Origin of the sequence: Plantimonas leprariae (assembly GCF_008802405.1) — a bacterium.
GTDB lineage: Bacteria > Pseudomonadota > Alphaproteobacteria > Rhizobiales > Rhizobiaceae > Plantimonas > Plantimonas leprariae.
The window spans coordinates 120,860-135,476 of sequence record NZ_VZDO01000011.1 but is presented as its reverse complement, the minus strand read 5'-3'; the positions used below and the strand labels follow the sequence as shown (position 1 = coordinate 135,476).

12 protein-coding genes and 2 pseudogenes are annotated in these 14,617 nt (G+C 70.7%); 6 read left to right on the top strand and 8 right to left on the bottom strand.

The annotated features are described in order from the left end of the window. The first annotated feature begins 296 nt into the window (after nucleotides 1-296). Nucleotides 297-1,331, top strand: coding sequence for a DUF2325 domain-containing protein (locus F6X38_RS14460; RefSeq protein ID WP_161992765.1), 1,035 nt, complete (start codon nucleotides 297-299; stop codon nucleotides 1,329-1,331). 54 nt (nucleotides 1,332-1,385) lie between these two features. On the opposite strand, the gene F6X38_RS14455 is transcribed toward F6X38_RS14460, so the two are convergent. From F6X38_RS14455 to F6X38_RS14445, 3 genes are all read right to left on the bottom strand, one after another. After that, entirely contained in the window at nucleotides 1,386-2,561 is a 1,176-nt protein-coding gene (locus F6X38_RS14455) for a zinc-dependent alcohol dehydrogenase (RefSeq protein WP_150970730.1), read from the bottom strand. 58 nt (nucleotides 2,562-2,619) lie between these two features. After that, nucleotides 2,620-3,627, bottom strand: coding sequence for an SDR family oxidoreductase (locus F6X38_RS14450; protein WP_161992764.1), 1,008 nt, complete (start codon nucleotides 3,625-3,627; stop codon nucleotides 2,620-2,622). A gap of 122 nt (nucleotides 3,628-3,749) precedes the next feature. Then, on the bottom strand, nucleotides 3,750-4,751 hold the full coding sequence (locus tag F6X38_RS14445) for an SDR family oxidoreductase (protein ID WP_150970726.1): 1,002 nt from the start codon (nucleotides 4,749-4,751) through the stop codon (nucleotides 3,750-3,752). Nucleotides 4,752-5,020: 269 nt separating this feature from the next. On the opposite strand from F6X38_RS14445, the gene F6X38_RS14440 reads away from it, so the two are divergent. Further along, the gene (locus tag F6X38_RS14440) at nucleotides 5,021-5,962 is read left to right on the top strand and encodes a dihydrodipicolinate synthase family protein (protein ID WP_150970724.1); all 942 of its coding nucleotides are present in this window, start codon (nucleotides 5,021-5,023) and stop codon (nucleotides 5,960-5,962) included. Further along, nucleotides 5,937-6,848 (top strand): annotated as a pseudogene (locus tag F6X38_RS14435) (MFS transporter); the annotation flags it as partial. The gene F6X38_RS14440 and the pseudogene F6X38_RS14435, both read left to right, overlap by 26 nt. A 51-nt stretch (nucleotides 6,849-6,899) precedes the next feature. Here F6X38_RS14435 and F6X38_RS14430 read toward each other — a convergent pair. The 3 genes and pseudogenes from F6X38_RS14430 to F6X38_RS14420 all read right to left on the bottom strand — a co-directional run. Beyond that, a pseudogene (locus tag F6X38_RS14430) lies at nucleotides 6,900-7,757 on the bottom strand (PHP domain-containing protein); the annotation flags it as partial. Next, nucleotides 7,754-9,274, bottom strand: coding sequence for a Y-family DNA polymerase (locus F6X38_RS14425; RefSeq protein ID WP_150970722.1), 1,521 nt, complete (start codon nucleotides 9,272-9,274; stop codon nucleotides 7,754-7,756). The pseudogene F6X38_RS14430 and the gene F6X38_RS14425, both read right to left, overlap by 4 nt. Continuing rightward, nucleotides 9,189-9,950, bottom strand: coding sequence for an ImuA family protein (locus F6X38_RS14420; protein WP_150970720.1), 762 nt, complete (start codon nucleotides 9,948-9,950; stop codon nucleotides 9,189-9,191). Before F6X38_RS14420 ends, F6X38_RS14425 begins: the two co-directional genes overlap by 86 nt. A 233-nt stretch (nucleotides 9,951-10,183) precedes the next feature. On the opposite strand from F6X38_RS14420, the gene F6X38_RS14415 reads away from it, so the two are divergent. Further along, on the top strand, nucleotides 10,184-11,272 hold the full coding sequence (locus F6X38_RS14415) for a 3'-5' exonuclease (protein ID WP_246191355.1): 1,089 nt from the start codon (nucleotides 10,184-10,186) through the stop codon (nucleotides 11,270-11,272). Nucleotides 11,273-11,331: 59 nt separating this feature from the next. Here F6X38_RS14415 and F6X38_RS14410 read toward each other — a convergent pair whose 3' ends face one another. Beyond that, on the bottom strand, nucleotides 11,332-11,547 hold the full coding sequence (locus F6X38_RS14410; protein ID WP_150970718.1) for a hypothetical protein: 216 nt from the start codon (nucleotides 11,545-11,547) through the stop codon (nucleotides 11,332-11,334). Nucleotides 11,548-11,558: 11 nt separating this feature from the next. Next, nucleotides 11,559-12,002 (bottom strand): Lrp/AsnC family transcriptional regulator, encoded by a 444-nt coding sequence (locus F6X38_RS14405; protein ID WP_150970716.1) that lies wholly within the window; start codon nucleotides 12,000-12,002, stop codon nucleotides 11,559-11,561. A 157-nt stretch (nucleotides 12,003-12,159) separates the two neighbouring features. On the opposite strand from F6X38_RS14405, the gene alr reads away from it, so the two are divergent. Continuing rightward, entirely contained in the window at nucleotides 12,160-13,305 is a 1,146-nt protein-coding gene (alr, locus tag F6X38_RS14400; protein ID WP_150970821.1) for an alanine racemase, read from the top strand. Continuing rightward, complete coding sequence (locus tag F6X38_RS14395; protein WP_150970714.1) at nucleotides 13,302-14,555, top strand: D-amino acid dehydrogenase; 1,254 nt, start codon at nucleotides 13,302-13,304, stop codon at nucleotides 14,553-14,555. The genes alr and F6X38_RS14395 overlap by 4 nt, the downstream gene beginning before the upstream one ends. Nucleotides 14,556-14,617 lie beyond the last annotated feature (62 nt).

The following is a 14,617-nucleotide window of genomic DNA, read 5'->3' as shown; positions in this document are numbered from 1 at the left end:
GAGTGACCTGACGTCCCTCCGACATTGGGTCGGCACATAGCCCGTTCCGTCGTTGAGTCGATGCGCTCTCCGCTATATTCGATGGGATATAACGGGAGAACGATATGGGAAGCGTCCTGTCCGCGAACCGTCCCGGGGGATCGGGAGCGTTGCCCGGAGTGACGCTGCCGCCTGTGCGGGCCACGTCGCCCGCCACGCCTGCGCCAGCGATATCTTCCCACTCCCGGGACCGCGTTTGGGACCTGTCGCCGAACCTGCACTGCTCCATCGTCGGGACGTGCCTGACGACGGGAGAGTTGCGCCAGCTTCTCGCCAAGCTCGGAAACGCGGACGCGAAGACCGCCACCGCCCATCCCGTCCACTACCGTGGCGTGACGGCGGCCGGCCGGAACGACGTCGCCGGCAAGCTCCTCAACAAGCTGCTCGACCGGAAGCACGCGACAGCGATCAAGCGTTTTGGTCGTGCCCGGAGCCAGGCGGAGGTGGCCGCGCTCTGGCGCGAGGCGATGGATGGCGGCGACATCCCCGGCGGTTACTGGGCGACGATCAGCCATCCTCTGACGGGCGAGGAACTGGTGCGCGAGGCGTTCAGCGACGTCCACATGCTGTCGCATCTCGTCGGCTCCGCCAGCCGTCTCGACATCGCGCGGCTACGGCAGCTCGAAAGCCAACTTGGCGAGCGCGACGAGACGATCGCCCGCCAGCAGGCGCGGCTCCGGCGAGCCGCAGCAGAACTTGCCGAACGGGCCGAGCGCATCGCCGGCCTCGAGGCGGGTCGGGCGACTTTGCCGCATACGGCGACGACGACCCGCGAGCCAGACGCGAGCGACGCTTTGATGCGCAAGCTCCAGCTTGCGGAGGAGCGCGTCGCCGACGCATTGGCGCACCTGCGAGACCGTGAGGACAGGCTGCGCGGGAGCGAGGAGAGGTGTGGGGAACTGGAGCGTGAGAACGAGGCGCTTCGCGGCGAGATCGCCGCCTGCGAGCGCCTCGCCGCGCCACACATTGACGACGTTGCACCGGTCGACCTTGGCGGCTCACGGGTCCTCTATGTCGGCGGCCGTCCGGGGCACGTCGATCGACTGCGGGACCTCACCGAGCGCTCGGGCGGCAACTTCTTCACTCACGACGGCGGCGTCGAGGCGAGCGCCAAGCTGCTGCCGGGACTCATCGCTCAGGCGGACGTGGTCCTGTTCCCGGTGGACTGCGTTAGCCACGCCGCCGCGGAGCGGGTAAAACGCCATTGTCGCGAGGCGGACAAGCCGTTCGTCCCGCTGCGTAGCGCCAGCGTCGCGACCTTCGCCGCGGCGCTGCAACATCTGGCGACTTGAGCCAGGATCGATGTGTCCGAGCTTGTGACAATCCCGATTCCCGTCGTCCGTCGGTTAGCCGCCCGGATGGAACACGACCTTCACGCAGCCGTCCTGCTTCTCCTTGAACAGCTTGTAAAGATCCGGTCCGTCGGCGAGGTCGGTGCTGCGGTGGGTGATGAGGAAGGTCGTGTCGACTTGTCTGTCCTGGATCAGCTTGGTCAGCGGCTCGAGGTAGCGTTTGACGTGCGTCTGGCCGCTTTTGAGCGTCAGCCCCTTCTGGACGATCTGGCCCATGTTGACGGTCACCGGCCCGCCGTAGACGCCGGGCACCGAGACGATGCCGCATGGGCGCACCGCCCGGATCGCCTGATCGAGCACGAAGGTGCGCTCGCTCGGCAGCACCTTCTCCTTCAAGGCGCTCAACACGCCGGCCTGCCCGTGGCCCGCGTCCGCTTCCATGCCGACGCAGTCGATCACCGCGTCCGCGCCTTCGCCCTTGCTGATCTCGAGGATGCGCTCGTAGACGTCCTCCTCGGCGAAATCGACGATGTCGGTGGCGCCGGCCATCTTAGCGAGCGCGATGCGCTCCGGCACCGTCTCGATGGCGATGATGCGCTCGGCGCCGAGCACCTTCGCCGACTGCACCGCGAAGAGGCCGACCGGGCCCATGCCCCAGATCGCGACGATCTCACCGCCCTTGATCTCACAGTGCTCGGCCCCCTGGTAGCCGGTGGGGAAGATATCGGTGAGGAACAGCACCTCCTCGTCGGAGAGGCCCTCCGGCACCACCATCGGCGCGACGTCGGCCATCGGCACGCGGACGTATTCGGCTTGGCCGCCGCTATAGCCGCCGGTGAGGTGCGAATAGCCGAACAGCCCGGCGGTCGGGTAGCCGAACTGCTCGATCGCCATCGCGGCATTGCGGTTGGAGCGTTGGCAGACGGAATAGTTGCCGAGCTTGCACTGGCGGCATTCGCCGCAGTTGATGTTGAACGGTACGACGATGCGGTCGCCCTTCTTCAGCCGGTGGTTCGGCGAACCGACCTCCACGACCTCGCCCATGAATTCGTGGCCGAGGATGTCGCCGCTCTTCATGGTCGGCATCAGCCCGTCCATCAAATGGAGGTCCGAGCCGCAGATCGCGCAGCTCGTCACCTTGATGACGACGTCGCGCTCGCCCTCGATCTTCGGGTCGGGCACGCTGTCGCAGCGGATGTCGTTCGTGCCGTGCCAGGTCAAAGCCTTCATGCGCGTCGCCTCGTCGGTGGGATTCGTGATCGGAGAACAGGGCGGGTCGGTTGATGGTTCAACGGCCCGCGCGCCGCCGGACCCAGCCCAACGCAACCGCGGCCACGCCGGCCGCGATCACGGCGGTCGCAAGTGGTCGTTTCATCGCCTCCGTGTGCAGGCTGAACGGCAAGCCGCGGAAGTACGGGTAGTGCACTTCGCCGCCGCTGCCGCCCTGCTCGAGGTTGTCCGTCGTCGTTAGCGGATGGGAAGAACGCGTCACCGGCGGTACGGCGAAGGCCAGCACCCGGTCCATCAGGTTCGGCGCGATCGCAGCCGCCGCGGCGACGATGCGGCCGGCGGCGCCGACCGTCAGGTCGCGTACTCGGTGAGTCGCGGCATGGAGGATCGCGTCGGCGACGAGTTCGGGCGCATAGAGCGGCGGCACGACGCGGGGCTCGGCGCCGATCCGCGAGCGGGCGTGCTGCGGGAACGGCGTCGCAATGCCGGACGGCTTGATCAGCGTTACCTGCACCGGCGCCCGCTCGTACAGGAGTTCCATGCGCAGCGCGTTCGTGAACCCCTTCACCGCGTGCTTCGTCGCGCCGTAGGCGGAAAGATACGGCACCGCGACGTCGCCATTGACCGAGCCGACGTTGACAAGCGTGCCGCCGCCGGGGTGCTCACGGAAGTGCCGAACCGCGACGAGCGAGCCGTAGACGGTGCCCCAGTAGTTCGTCTCGAACGTCTTCCGGTGCTCCTCGATCGGCATGTCCGTCAGCGTGTCGTAGACGGCAGCGCCGGCGTTGTTGACCCAGGTGTCGAAACCGCCGAAGCGCTCGACCGCGGTCTGCGCGATGCGACGCACGTCCGTCTCCACCGACACGTCGGCGACGACCGCCGCGCACCGTCCCCCGTCGGCCTCGATCTCGTGGGCGACCCGCTCCAGCGTCTCGCCGCTGCGCGCCGCGAGCACGACGGCCGCACCACGGCGGGCCGCGGCTCGCGCCGTCGCCAGCCCGATGCCGGAGCTGGCACCCGTGACGACAATGACCTGTTCGCCGAGCGGCCTCTGTACGAGTCTCAAGCTGCGCTTCGCCTTTCCCGCTGTTCGGTCGCCATGACGCAGCGAGTTCGTCGGTCGGATGGCGCGCGAGAGGTCGTGCGCCGCTCGCCCACCGCTCCGCGCAACCGGGAAAGAGCGCCCGCTCAACGGCGAAGGTCCGGCAGCGCCCGACGCAGGACCGAGCGTGCCGCGGCGCCCGCGACCAGCAGACCGCCGACCGCGCCGGCCTTGATCAAATCGAGCTGCCGGCTGGTCAGGAACTCATGCCGGCTCCGGATGGTCCGCGAGCCGCCCTCGCCATCGATCCGCGCGGGACCCCGAACGGTTGCATCGAGGTTGCCGTCCCGCGCCGGCATCGGCGCACCTTGCATCGAGTCGATCATCTCCGCCGCCTTTCTGTCGGCGTAGGCGGGCACGGCGACCTGGGCGATGGCCATCATCACCGTCGAGCGTCCGACCCAGATCTCGCGCTGCGGATCCTCGACCGCAGAGAACACGGCCTCGGCGCACAGGCGCGGGTCGAACAGCGGATCGGGCAGAACCTGCTCGCGGCCCGTTCGGTTTCGCGCCCAGCCCGGCTGAGGCGTGTCCACCGCCGGCAGGTAGACGACCGTCAGCGTCACCGCCGAGCGGTCGGCGATGAGCTCGGCGCGCAGCGAGTCCGTGAAACCGCCAACGGCGGCCTTCGCCCCGCAATAGGCCGCTTGGAGCGGCGCCGCGCGGATCGCAAGGCCGGACGAGACCTGCACGATCGCGCCGCGGTTCCTCTCCCGCATGTACCGCAGAGCCGCCAGCGTCCCGTGCACCTGCGACAGATACGTGGTCGCGGTGACGCGCGCGTACTCGTCCGGCGTGATCTCGTGGGCCCGCGCCACGACGGTCGACATGGCGTTGTTGACCCAGGCGTCGATGCCGCCGAGCTCGGTCGCGACGCGGTCGGCGGCGGCATTCACGGCGCTTGCGTCGGCTACATCGACCGGCAGACCAAGCACTCGCCCGCCGTGGCGTTCGAGCATCGCCGTCGCTTGCGTGAGGCGCGCCTCGTCGCGGGCGAGGACGGCCACCTGCCAGCCGGCGCTCGCGAACCGCTCGGCGATCGCCAAGCCGATCCCGGCGCTCGCGCCCGTCACCACCACTGTCTTCATGAACGTCCTGATCCGTATGTTGCAGATATCGCAGGCACCCACCGTTCCCATTTGCAATCGACGCTCGCCGCGATCGAACGGTGAGGGGAACTTGCCGGGCATCGCGCTTCCATAGGATAGCCGGCGATGTGTCCGAGCAGATATAACCCTCGCTTGTTCAGATGGTTCGGTCGTCATCGAGTCGCAGGGCGCAGATCGCTCCGGCGGGGACCGACGACTGCACCTTCGAAGCTTTCGCGATGGATCACGGATATGAAGCGACCTTGGGCATGACGCTGTTTCGGGGCCTGTCGGCGTTTCCGCTGACGCCGCTGGACGAGGCGGGCGAAGTCGACGAAGCGATGCTCGGCTGCTTCCTCGATCGCATCGTCGCGGCTGGGGCCGACTCGATCGGCCTGCTCGGCAGCACCGGCGGCTACGCCTACCTGACGCGCGAGCAGCGGCAGCGCACCTTGCGCGTCGCCGTGGAACGCGTCGGCGGCCGCGTGCCGATCGTCGTCGGCGTCGGTGCGCTGACGACCGCCGAGGCCGTGGCGCTCGCCCGGGACGCTCGATCCGCCGGCGCCGACGGCCTCCTGCTGGCGCCGATGTCCTACCTGCCGCTGACGGACGAGGAGGTGTTCCGCCACTTCGTAGCGGTCACGGAGGCCGGCGAGTTGCCGCTCTGCATCTACGACAACCCCGGCACCACGAAGTTCGCGTTCACCGTCGACCTCGTCGCGCGGCTCGCCGAACTGCCGAACGTCGCGGCGGTGAAGCTGCCGTTGCCGGCCGATGGCGACCATGCGGGCGAACTGGCGCGGCTGCGCGCCCGGACACCGGACAGCTTCGCGGTCGGATACAGCGGCGACTGGGGCGCGGCGGACGCGCTGCTCGCCGGCTGCGACGCATGGTACAGCGTCGTCGCGGGCTTGCTTCCGGCAACGGCGCTTGCGTTGACGCGCGCCGCCATACAGGACGATTTCGCCGAGATGAGGCGGCTCGACGACGCCTTCCGGCCGCTGTGGGACCTGTTCAGGACTTACGGCAGCTTTCGCGTCATGTACGCGGTCGCCGATGTGCTGGGCTTCGCCGGGATCGCTCCGCCGCGCCCGGTGCTGCCGCTGCCGTCCGCGGAGCTCGGCCGCGTCGCGGCGGCGGTCCGGCAAATCGACCGCGCCAACGCGCAAGACGAGGGGAGTACGGATGGCGATGAGCACCCTGCCGGTTGAGGCCGAAGCCGACATCCCGGAAGCATCCGCGGCGCGCCCGCAGGTGTACATGGCGGTGCTGGTGGCGCTCGGCCTGTCGCATCTCCTGAACGACGCGGCGCAGTCGCTGATCCCGGCGATCTACCCGATCCTGAAGGACCGGTTCGCGCTCGACTTCGCCCGGATCGGCGCCATCACCCTGACCTTCCAGATCGCCGGGGCGCTGTTCCAGCCGGTGATCGGCATCTACACCGACCGCCATCCCCTGCCCTATTCCGGCGCCGTCGGCATGATCGCCACCCTCACCGGGCTGCTCAGCCTTGCCTTCGCGTCGAGCTACCCATTGATCCTCGTCTCGGTCTCGCTCGTCGGCATCGGCTCGTCGATCTTCCACCCGGAGGCGACGCGCGCCGCCCGCTATGCCTCCGGCGGGCGGCAGGGGCTGGCGCAGGGCATCTTCCAGGTGGGCGGCCAGATCGGCGGCGCGCTCGGGCCGCTGCTGGCCGCCCTCGTCATCGTGCCGCGCGGCCAGTCGAGCCTCGCACTCTTCGCCGCGATGGCCGTCCTCGGCATGGCGCTGCTGACGTGGACCGGCGGCCGGCAGGGCGCGATCCGGAAGCGGTTCGACGCGCTGGCGGCGCACGCCCACGCACGCGGCGGCGCGACGCCGCGGTCGCGCGGGCCGGCGCTGTTCGGGCTCGGGGTGCTCTGCGTCCTGATGACCTCGAAGCTCGCATATCTCGAGAGCTTCCGGTCGTTCTACACCTTCTACCTGATCGAGCGCTTCGAGGTGTCGGTCCAGACCTCGCAGATGATGCTGTTCGTCATCTTCATCGCCTCGGCGGTCGGCGTCCTCGTCGGCGGCGTCGTCGGCGACCGGATCGGCCGCTACCGGATCGTCTGGCTGTCGATCGTCGGACCGCTGCCGTTCACGCTGCTCCTGCCCTATGCCGACCTGTTCGGGGAACTGCCGCTCCTCCGGGTACTGGTACGCGAGCTCGTCCATCGAGAAGCGGCAGCGATTCGCGATCTCCATTGTCCGCCGAAGCGCGTCGGGATACCGGGCGAAGAGGCGATGCATCTCCTCCTGGGGCTTCAGGTAGCGGTCGGCGTGGCGTTCGCGGCGGAAGCCAGCGGCGTTGATCGTCGTTCGCTCGCGGATGCAGGTGACGACGTCCTGGAGGATGCGGCGGTCGGGGGAATGGAACAGCACGTCGTTCGTCACGACGGTGGCAACGCCGAGCCGGGCGGCCATCTCGGACAGTCCGTGCAGGCGAAGCTGGTCGTTCGGCCGGCGGCGGAGCGTCAGGGCGAGGTAGGCGCGGTCGCCGAAGGTATCGCGGAGCCGACGCAGATGGACCGCCGTCGCCTCGTCCGCTTCGTCCGGCACGAGGACAGCGAGCAAGCCCTCGCCGTGCGCGGCGAGATCGTCGAAGTTGAGGACGCAGCGTGCCTTGCCGCCGCGGCCCTTGCCGAGCGTCAGGAGGCGGCAGAGCCGCGAGTAGGCGGCGCGGTCGGTCGGGTAGACGAGAACCGGGGGGCCGCCGTCGAGGTCGAGGCGGCAGCCGACGACGAGGCGGACGCCGCAGGTCTTGGCTGCCTCGTGCGCCCGAACGATGCCGGCGAGCGAGTTGCGGTCCACGACGCCGAGCGCCCGGATACCGAGGACGGCCGCCGCGGCGAACAGTTCCTCGCAGCCCGACGCGCCGCGCAGGAACGAGAAGTGCGTCGTGACCTGAAGCTCGGCATAGGGTGGCGCGTTGGGCCGCAGCACTGGCGGTCTCGATGGATCGGCCTCCGTGCTCCCGCCGCTCATCCAAAGATACCGTGCAGAAACCAGCGCTGCGAGCCGGTCTCCGGGTGCTCGCCGTCACCCTCGCGGTAGAGCCAGTACCGTTCCCCGGCGTCGTCCTCGACCCGGAAGTAGTCGCGGGCCGTCGTGAGTTCGGCCTCCCGCTTCCACCATTCGCCGAACACCCGCTCCGGTCCGTCGGCGCGCCGCACCCGTCGCCGCACGCCGCGCCAGCGGAACCAGTTCGGCGGATGGTCGGGGAGGAGCGCCATGGTCTCCACCGGCTCCGGCCGGGGCAGCAGGCGCGAAGGTCGCGGCCAGTGGTCGTGCCAAGCGGCGCCGTCGTCGGGATTGAGCGCGCCGATCCGCGTGACGGACCGCTCCGGCACGTCGCTGGCGACCGGGGCAAAGCGATACAGGCGCCGCTCGCCGATCCTATTCGCCAACACGTCGACCAAACCGGCGAGGTCGGCTTCAGGCTCGGCAACCAGCGGGGATACCGCCTGCTTCGCGCCCAGTGGTTCGGCCAGCGTCGCGGCGAGCCGCATCGTTTCGATGCCGAAGCCGGGATCGACGGTCTCGATCCGGTCGCAGAGCAGGCGCGTCAGGCGGCGCACGTCGCGCACCGGCTGGCTGGTGCCGACACGGATCGCCTCGACGCGGTTGTCGACGCGGGTGAACAGCAGGTCGAGCCGCCTGGCGCCGAGGCCGCGCGGTTCCAGTTCGGCGCAGAGCGCGGCGACGAGCTTGCCCGTGTACCGCGCGATGGTCTCGGGGGCGCCGATCGGCTCTGGGAAGGCGCGACGCACTTCCACGAGGTCGGGCGAGCGCACGGGGTCGATGGGTTCGGGAACGGCCCCGAAGGCTTGGTCGAGGCGCCGGCCGAGCGCCGGGCCGAAGCGTTGTGTCAATGGCGCCCGCGGTTGGCTCGCGACGTCACCCACCGTCCGGAAGCCGAGGACATGCAGGTCCATCACCGTGCGCGCGTCGAGCCGCAGCGCCGCGACGGGCAGCCCGGCGAGAGCCTCCCTGCCCGCTCCCTCGTCGACGATCACTTGGCGCGCGCCGGCAAAGCGGGCAGCCGCGTGCGCCGCGCCCCACGTGTCGGCAACCCCGGCACGCGCTTCCAGCCCCGAAGCATCGAACCGCTCGACAAGGCGATGCAGCATCGCCTCCTCGCCGTCGTGCAGGTGGTCGGCGCCCGTCGTGTCGATCACGAGGCCGTCCGGTGGGTCAGCCGCGACCACGGGCGAGAAACGCAGCGCCCAGATCGCGAGGCGCTCGAGGGCCGCCGCATCGCCGACCGGATCGGCCTCCAGCACCGCGAGGCCCGGAAGGAGTGCCTGCGCCTTCGCGGTCGGCATGCCGATGGAGAGGCCGGCCGCTTCGGCGGCGCGGTCGAGCGCGACGGCCGTGCGGCGGTTGCCGTCCCGGCCGACGAGAACGAGCGGCACCTCAGCCGGCGGCGCGGTGCCGGGCGAGGTCCGCCGGAGCCGATCGGTCGGCCAGCGGGGCAGCCAGAGCGATGCGACCCTGGTCATCGCAGGCTTCCACCTCGAAGTCGGCGCACTCCCCGGCTCGGCAGCGGATCAGTTCGAGGAGCCATCGCGACCGTCCGACGCCCGGCACGGGCAACGGCGCCGACGGCATGACCGAAACCCGCCAGCGCGTCACCGCCGCTGTCGGCTGGCCGAAGTCGGCGGCTTCCGTCTGCCGCCGCCAGCGCCGGAGGGCGAGCGCCATCGTACCCGATCCTTCCGCCGCGAGCTGGAGGCGGCGCGAGGCGGTCATCGACAGCTTGGCGACCTCCGCCACCACCGCGCCGAGGCCGCCGTGCCGCAGGCAGTCCTCGAACGAGCCGAGCAGTTCCCGCTCGTCCCCCGCCTCCACGAAGATCACCCGTCCCGGAAGCAGGCCCGCCTGCTGGAGCGCCGGTGCGAACAGGTCCTGCCGCACGACGCACCACAGCACCGGACCCTTCGTGCGCGCCGCGACGCCGGCCGCGAACAGGGCCGCCGCCGCCCCGTCCACCGCGCCGTTGCCGCCTCCCGCCACCTCGTGCAGCGAGCCGAGCGCCAAGCCGCCGCCCGGTAGCCGCCGGTCGATCTCCCCGACGTCGAACGGCAGCGCGCCGCGCAACCGACGGTCGCCACCCTCTAGGCGCCGGACGCGCTCGCGCAACTCGGGCAACGTGAGCGGGATCGCCGGGAACGGCATCGGCGGAGCGAACTCCCATGCGCTGGTCGGATCCTTCGGGGCGGCGCGAATCGCCGACGAAAGCGTTCACTATCTGTTCCCGTCGAAGGGGCAGTCAATCCGGCAGCGGCCAGCCTGTGGATAGCGTGGACGAACCGGTTGTCCGCTTGCCCGGCCGTCAGCCGTTGGGAAGGTTCGCGCCTGCGCCGACGGACGGGCCTCCCGGGCCGGCGGACGCCGCGGACGGCGACTGGATGGGATCGTACTTGCGACCGAACATGCGGCAGGCGGACCTCTTCTCGCGCGCCGCCGCGAACGTCCCGGGGCTTCCCGCGACGCGCGCGGCCGCGCCGGCCGGTCCCGGCGCGCCCGTCCCCCTCGGAACGCGGTTCCCGCCGCTCGCTCCCGTGGCGGACCTCCCGCCCCTGTCCGCGACGCACGCCGCGGTCCGATCACCACAGCCCGACCACGAGGACGCGGCGCGCCGATTGGAGGAGACCGGGCTCTACCGTGTCCTGCGCCGCCTCGAGCCCCGCCCCGTGCGCGCCGCGGCCCGGCCGGCGCCCGGCGCGGAAACCCGGCTCGGCATCGTGGTCGACACCGAGACGACGGGACTGGACCACAGCCGTGACGAGGTCATCGAGCTCGGCATGGTCGCCTTCAGCTATGACGGGGACGGCATCCGCGACGTCGTCGACGTTTTCTCGGCGCTCGGGGAGCCGAGCGTTCCCATCGCACCGGAGATCACGCGGCTGACCGGGATCACGCCGGAGATGGTCGCGGGTCGACGCATCGATCGCGAGGCCGCGGCCCGATTCGTCGAGGGCGCGGACCTCGTGATCGCGCACAACGCCGGCTTCGACCGCCCCTTCTGCGAGGGTCTCGTCGGCGGCTTCGCGGCGATGCCCTGGGCCTGCTCGGTCCGCGAGATCGAATGGGCCACGCTCGGCTTCGAGGGAACGAAACTCGGTTATCTCGTCAACAGTTGCGGGTGGTTTCATTCCGGCCACCGCGCCGCCGACGACTGCCACGCGTTGCTCAAGGTGCTGGCCCGTCCCCTGCCCGACCACGGCGGCACTGCCTTCGGCCGCCTGCTCGAGGCTTCGCGGCGAACGCGGGTGCGCCTTTGGGCGGAGGGCAGCCCGTTCCACCTGAAGGACGCGTTGAAGGCGCGGGGCTATCGTTGGAGCGACGGCTCGAACGGCCGACCGAAGGCATGGTGGACGGAGGTCGGGGAGGACGCGCACGAGGCCGAGGTCGCGTACCTTCGCGCCGAGATCTACGGGCGGGACGTGACCCCGACCAGCCAGCGGCTCACCGCCCGCGATCGGTTCAAGCGGTAGGGGCGGATCCGAGTCAGCCCCCGTGGGCGGTGTCGCCGGTCGGCGGCGGGCGCCGCGTCCTACCCGACGCTCGCGCCGCGACCGTCCGCCGGAGCCGCATCGGGCATCGCGGCGTCGTCCGCATCCGGGCAGGCATCCCGCAGTCGTTCCCCGGGAATGTCGGCGAGCGACAGCGCGGTCACCCCGCCGAACGTCCGGTCAAACCGCGGCGCCCGTAATTGCCGCTTTCCGGTCCGACGCGGGCGGATAGGCGGCGCGTCGGCGGCGAACCGCACCGGCGCATTCCTCAAACGACGCTGCGGATGGCGAAGCTCGAGTTGATGCGCTGGACGCCGGGCAGGCGCGACAGCACCTCCTTGTGGATGCGCTCGTAGTCGCCCGCCCCGTCCGCCTCGACGCGCAGGAGGTAATCCTCCTCCCCGGTCATCAGGTAGCACTCGCGGATCTCCGGGTGTTTCAGCACGTCCGCCTCGAAGCGGTTCAGGACGTCCTCCGTCTGCCGCTCCAAGCTGATCCGGACGATGACCACCTGGGCGTCCGCCCCGGCACCCGCGCCCGACACCACCGCGGTGTACCCGCGGATGGTCCCCTGTGCCTCCAGGATCTGGACGCGACGCAGGCACGCGGACGGCGACAGGCCGACCTCCGCCGCGAGCTGCACGTTCGTCACCCGCGCGTTGCGGCGCAACGCCCTCACGATGTTGCGGTCGATGCTGTCGAGCGTCGGCACGACGTTGCTTCCTTTCGAACGTTGCATCAAATGGGACGGGAGATATCGCACGAACGGCGGACGAAAGCGCGGACATTCGGCGATCGTTCGACCATCATGCCGTCTCGACTCGGGAGGCGACACGATGGGTGCGGCAGCGATGGCGTCGACGCGCGACATGGCCGGGCGCGCGGTCCGCGACCCGGACCCGCGCTCCGGCGGCGACGGGACCGCGGGCGTCCTGACGATCGATCTCGTTGCCCTCGCCGCCAATCGTCGCCTGCTCGCCGAACGGGCGCCACACGCCACGGTCGCGGGCGTCGTCAAGGCCGACGGCTACGGGCTCGGCGCCTCTCCCGTCGCGGGGACGCTGTTCGCGAGCGGCTGCCGCACCTTCTTCGTCGCGCACCTCGCCGAGGCGCTCGCCCTGCTCGGCGGGCTGCCGGGGGCGGACATCCTCGTCCTGAACGGCCTCTCCCCCGGCGCGGAGGCGCGATGCGCCGACGCGGGGATCCAGCCGGTGCTCAACTCGCTCGACCAGGTCGCTCGGTGGTCGCGCGAAGCCCGGCGACGGGGCAAGCGCCTTCCCGCCGCCCTCCAGGTCGACAGCGGGATGGCGCGATTGGGTCTCTCGCCGTCCGACGTCGAGGCCATCGGTCGCGACCGCGGCTTCCTGGAGGGGATCGACGTGCGTCTCGTCATGAGTCACCTCGCGTGCGCGGACGAGCGGAACCACCCGGCCAACGCCGCGCAGCTCGGCCGCTTCACCGAATTGTCCGCCATGCTGCCGGACGCGCCGCGCTCGCTCGCCAACTCCGCCGGCATATTCCTCGGCGAGCACTACCATTTCGACCTCGTGCGCCCCGGCATCGCGCTCTACGGCGGCAAGCCGTTCGCCGGGACGGGACCGAACCCGATGCGGGCGGTCGCCCGGCTCCAGGCGCGCGTCGTCCAGGTCCGGGACGTGCCGTCCGGCACTGGGATCGGCTACGGGCACGCGGCGGTCGCCAGCAAAGCGATGCGGCTCGCCACGATCGGCATCGGCTACGCCGACGGCTGGCCGCGGCGGCTCGGCGGCCGCATCGCGGCCTGGGCCGGCGACGCGCGGCTGCCGATCGTCGGGCGGGTGTCGATGGACTCGATCGTTCTCGACGCGGGCGACGCCGGGCTGCGGCCCGGCGATCTCGTGGACCTCGTCGGCCCGCGCCAGGGGGTGGACGCGGTGGCGGCGGCGGCGGACACGATCCCCTACGAGATCCTGACGTCGCTTGGCCGTCGCTTCGAGCGCCGATACGTCAACGACGGGACGGGAGCGGCTTCGTGAAGGTCGCCGTTCTCGGCGCCGGCGTGATCGGCGTGACCTCCGCCTGGTACTTGGCGAGGGCCGGTCACGAGGTGACGGTGATCGACCGGCAGGACGGACCGGCGCTGGAGACGAGTTTTGCCAACGCGGGCGAGGTCTCGTTCGGTTACTGCTCCCCGTGGGCGGCTCCCGGCATCCCGAAGAAGGCGGTGAAGTGGCTCCTGATGGAGCACGCGCCGCTGATCCTCAGGCCCAAGCTCGATGCGGCCATGCTGCGCTGGCTCACCGCGATGCTGCGCAACTGCACGTCGGGGCGCTACGCGCTGAACAAGGGCCGCATGCTGCGCCTGTCCGACTACAGCCGTCTCGCGCTGGCGGAGGTCCGGCGCGACACCAACGTCGCCTACGACCAGCGCATGCGGGGCACGCTCCAGCTCTTTCGCACGGAGGCTCAGCTCGACGCCTCGCTCAAGGACCAGAAGGCGCTGGCGGCCGACGGCGTGCCCTACGAGGTGCTGGACCCGCAAGGTTGCGTTCGCGTCGAGCCGGCGCTGTTCCACGCGCGCGACCGGATCGTCGGCGGACTTCTCACCCCCCGGGACGAGACCGGCGACTGCTTCAAGTTCACGAACGCCCTAGCGGACGTCGCCGCTGGGCGCGGCGTATCCTTCGAGTGGGGCCGGGCGATCCGGAACGTCTTCGTCCGGAACGGTCGGACCGCGGGCGTCGAGACCGACCGGGGCATGGTCCGCGCCGATGCGGTCGTGGTGGCGCTCGGCTCGCATTCGCCGGCAATGGTCGCCCCGTTCGGCATCCGGCTGCCGGTCTACCCGGTGAAGGGCTACTCGCTGACGATCCCGATCGTCGACGAGGCGCTGGCACCGGAGTCGACCGTCATGGACGAGACCTTCAAGATCGCGATCACCCGGCTCGGCGACCGCATCCGGGTCGGCGGCATGGCGGAGATTTCCGGCTTCACCAACGACCGCCCGGAACGTCGGCGACGGACGCTGGAGCACTCCGTCTCCGACCTCTTCCCGGGAGGCGACCTGTCCCGCGCCTCGTTCTGGTCGGGGCTCCGACCGATGACGCCGGACGGCACGCCCGTGATCGGCCCGACGCACGTGAAGGGCCTCTTCCTCAACACCGGGCACGGCACGCTCGGTTGGACCATGAGTTGCGGCTCGGCCAAGCTCGTCGCCGACCTCGTCTCGGACCGGTCGCCCGACATCGACGCCCGCGACCTCGGCGTTTCCCGATACGCCGCCTGATCCCCGTCGCGTGCTTCCAATCGCTGGGCACCAAAAAGGCCGGGATCGCTCCCGGCCCTTCT

Coding starts and splice junctions, on each gene's coding strand:
- F6X38_RS14420 (WP_150970720.1), bottom strand. CDS start 9,950: ATGCCGTTCCCGGCGATCCCGCTCACGTTGCCCGAGTTGCGCGAGCGC.
- F6X38_RS14425 (WP_150970722.1), bottom strand. CDS start 9,274: ATGACCAGGGTCGCATCGCTCTGGCTGCCCCGCTGGCCGACCGATCGG.
- alr (WP_150970821.1), top strand. CDS start 12,160: ATGGCCGGGCGCGCGGTCCGCGACCCGGACCCGCGCTCCGGCGGCGAC.
- F6X38_RS14455 (WP_150970730.1), bottom strand. CDS start 2,561: ATGAAGGCTTTGACCTGGCACGGCACGAACGACATCCGCTGCGACAGC.
- F6X38_RS14445 (WP_150970726.1), bottom strand. CDS start 4,751: ATGAAGACAGTGGTGGTGACGGGCGCGAGCGCCGGGATCGGCTTGGCG.
- F6X38_RS14440 (WP_150970724.1), top strand. CDS start 5,021: ATGACGCTGTTTCGGGGCCTGTCGGCGTTTCCGCTGACGCCGCTGGAC.
- F6X38_RS14415 (WP_246191355.1), top strand. CDS start 10,184: ATGGGATCGTACTTGCGACCGAACATGCGGCAGGCGGACCTCTTCTCG.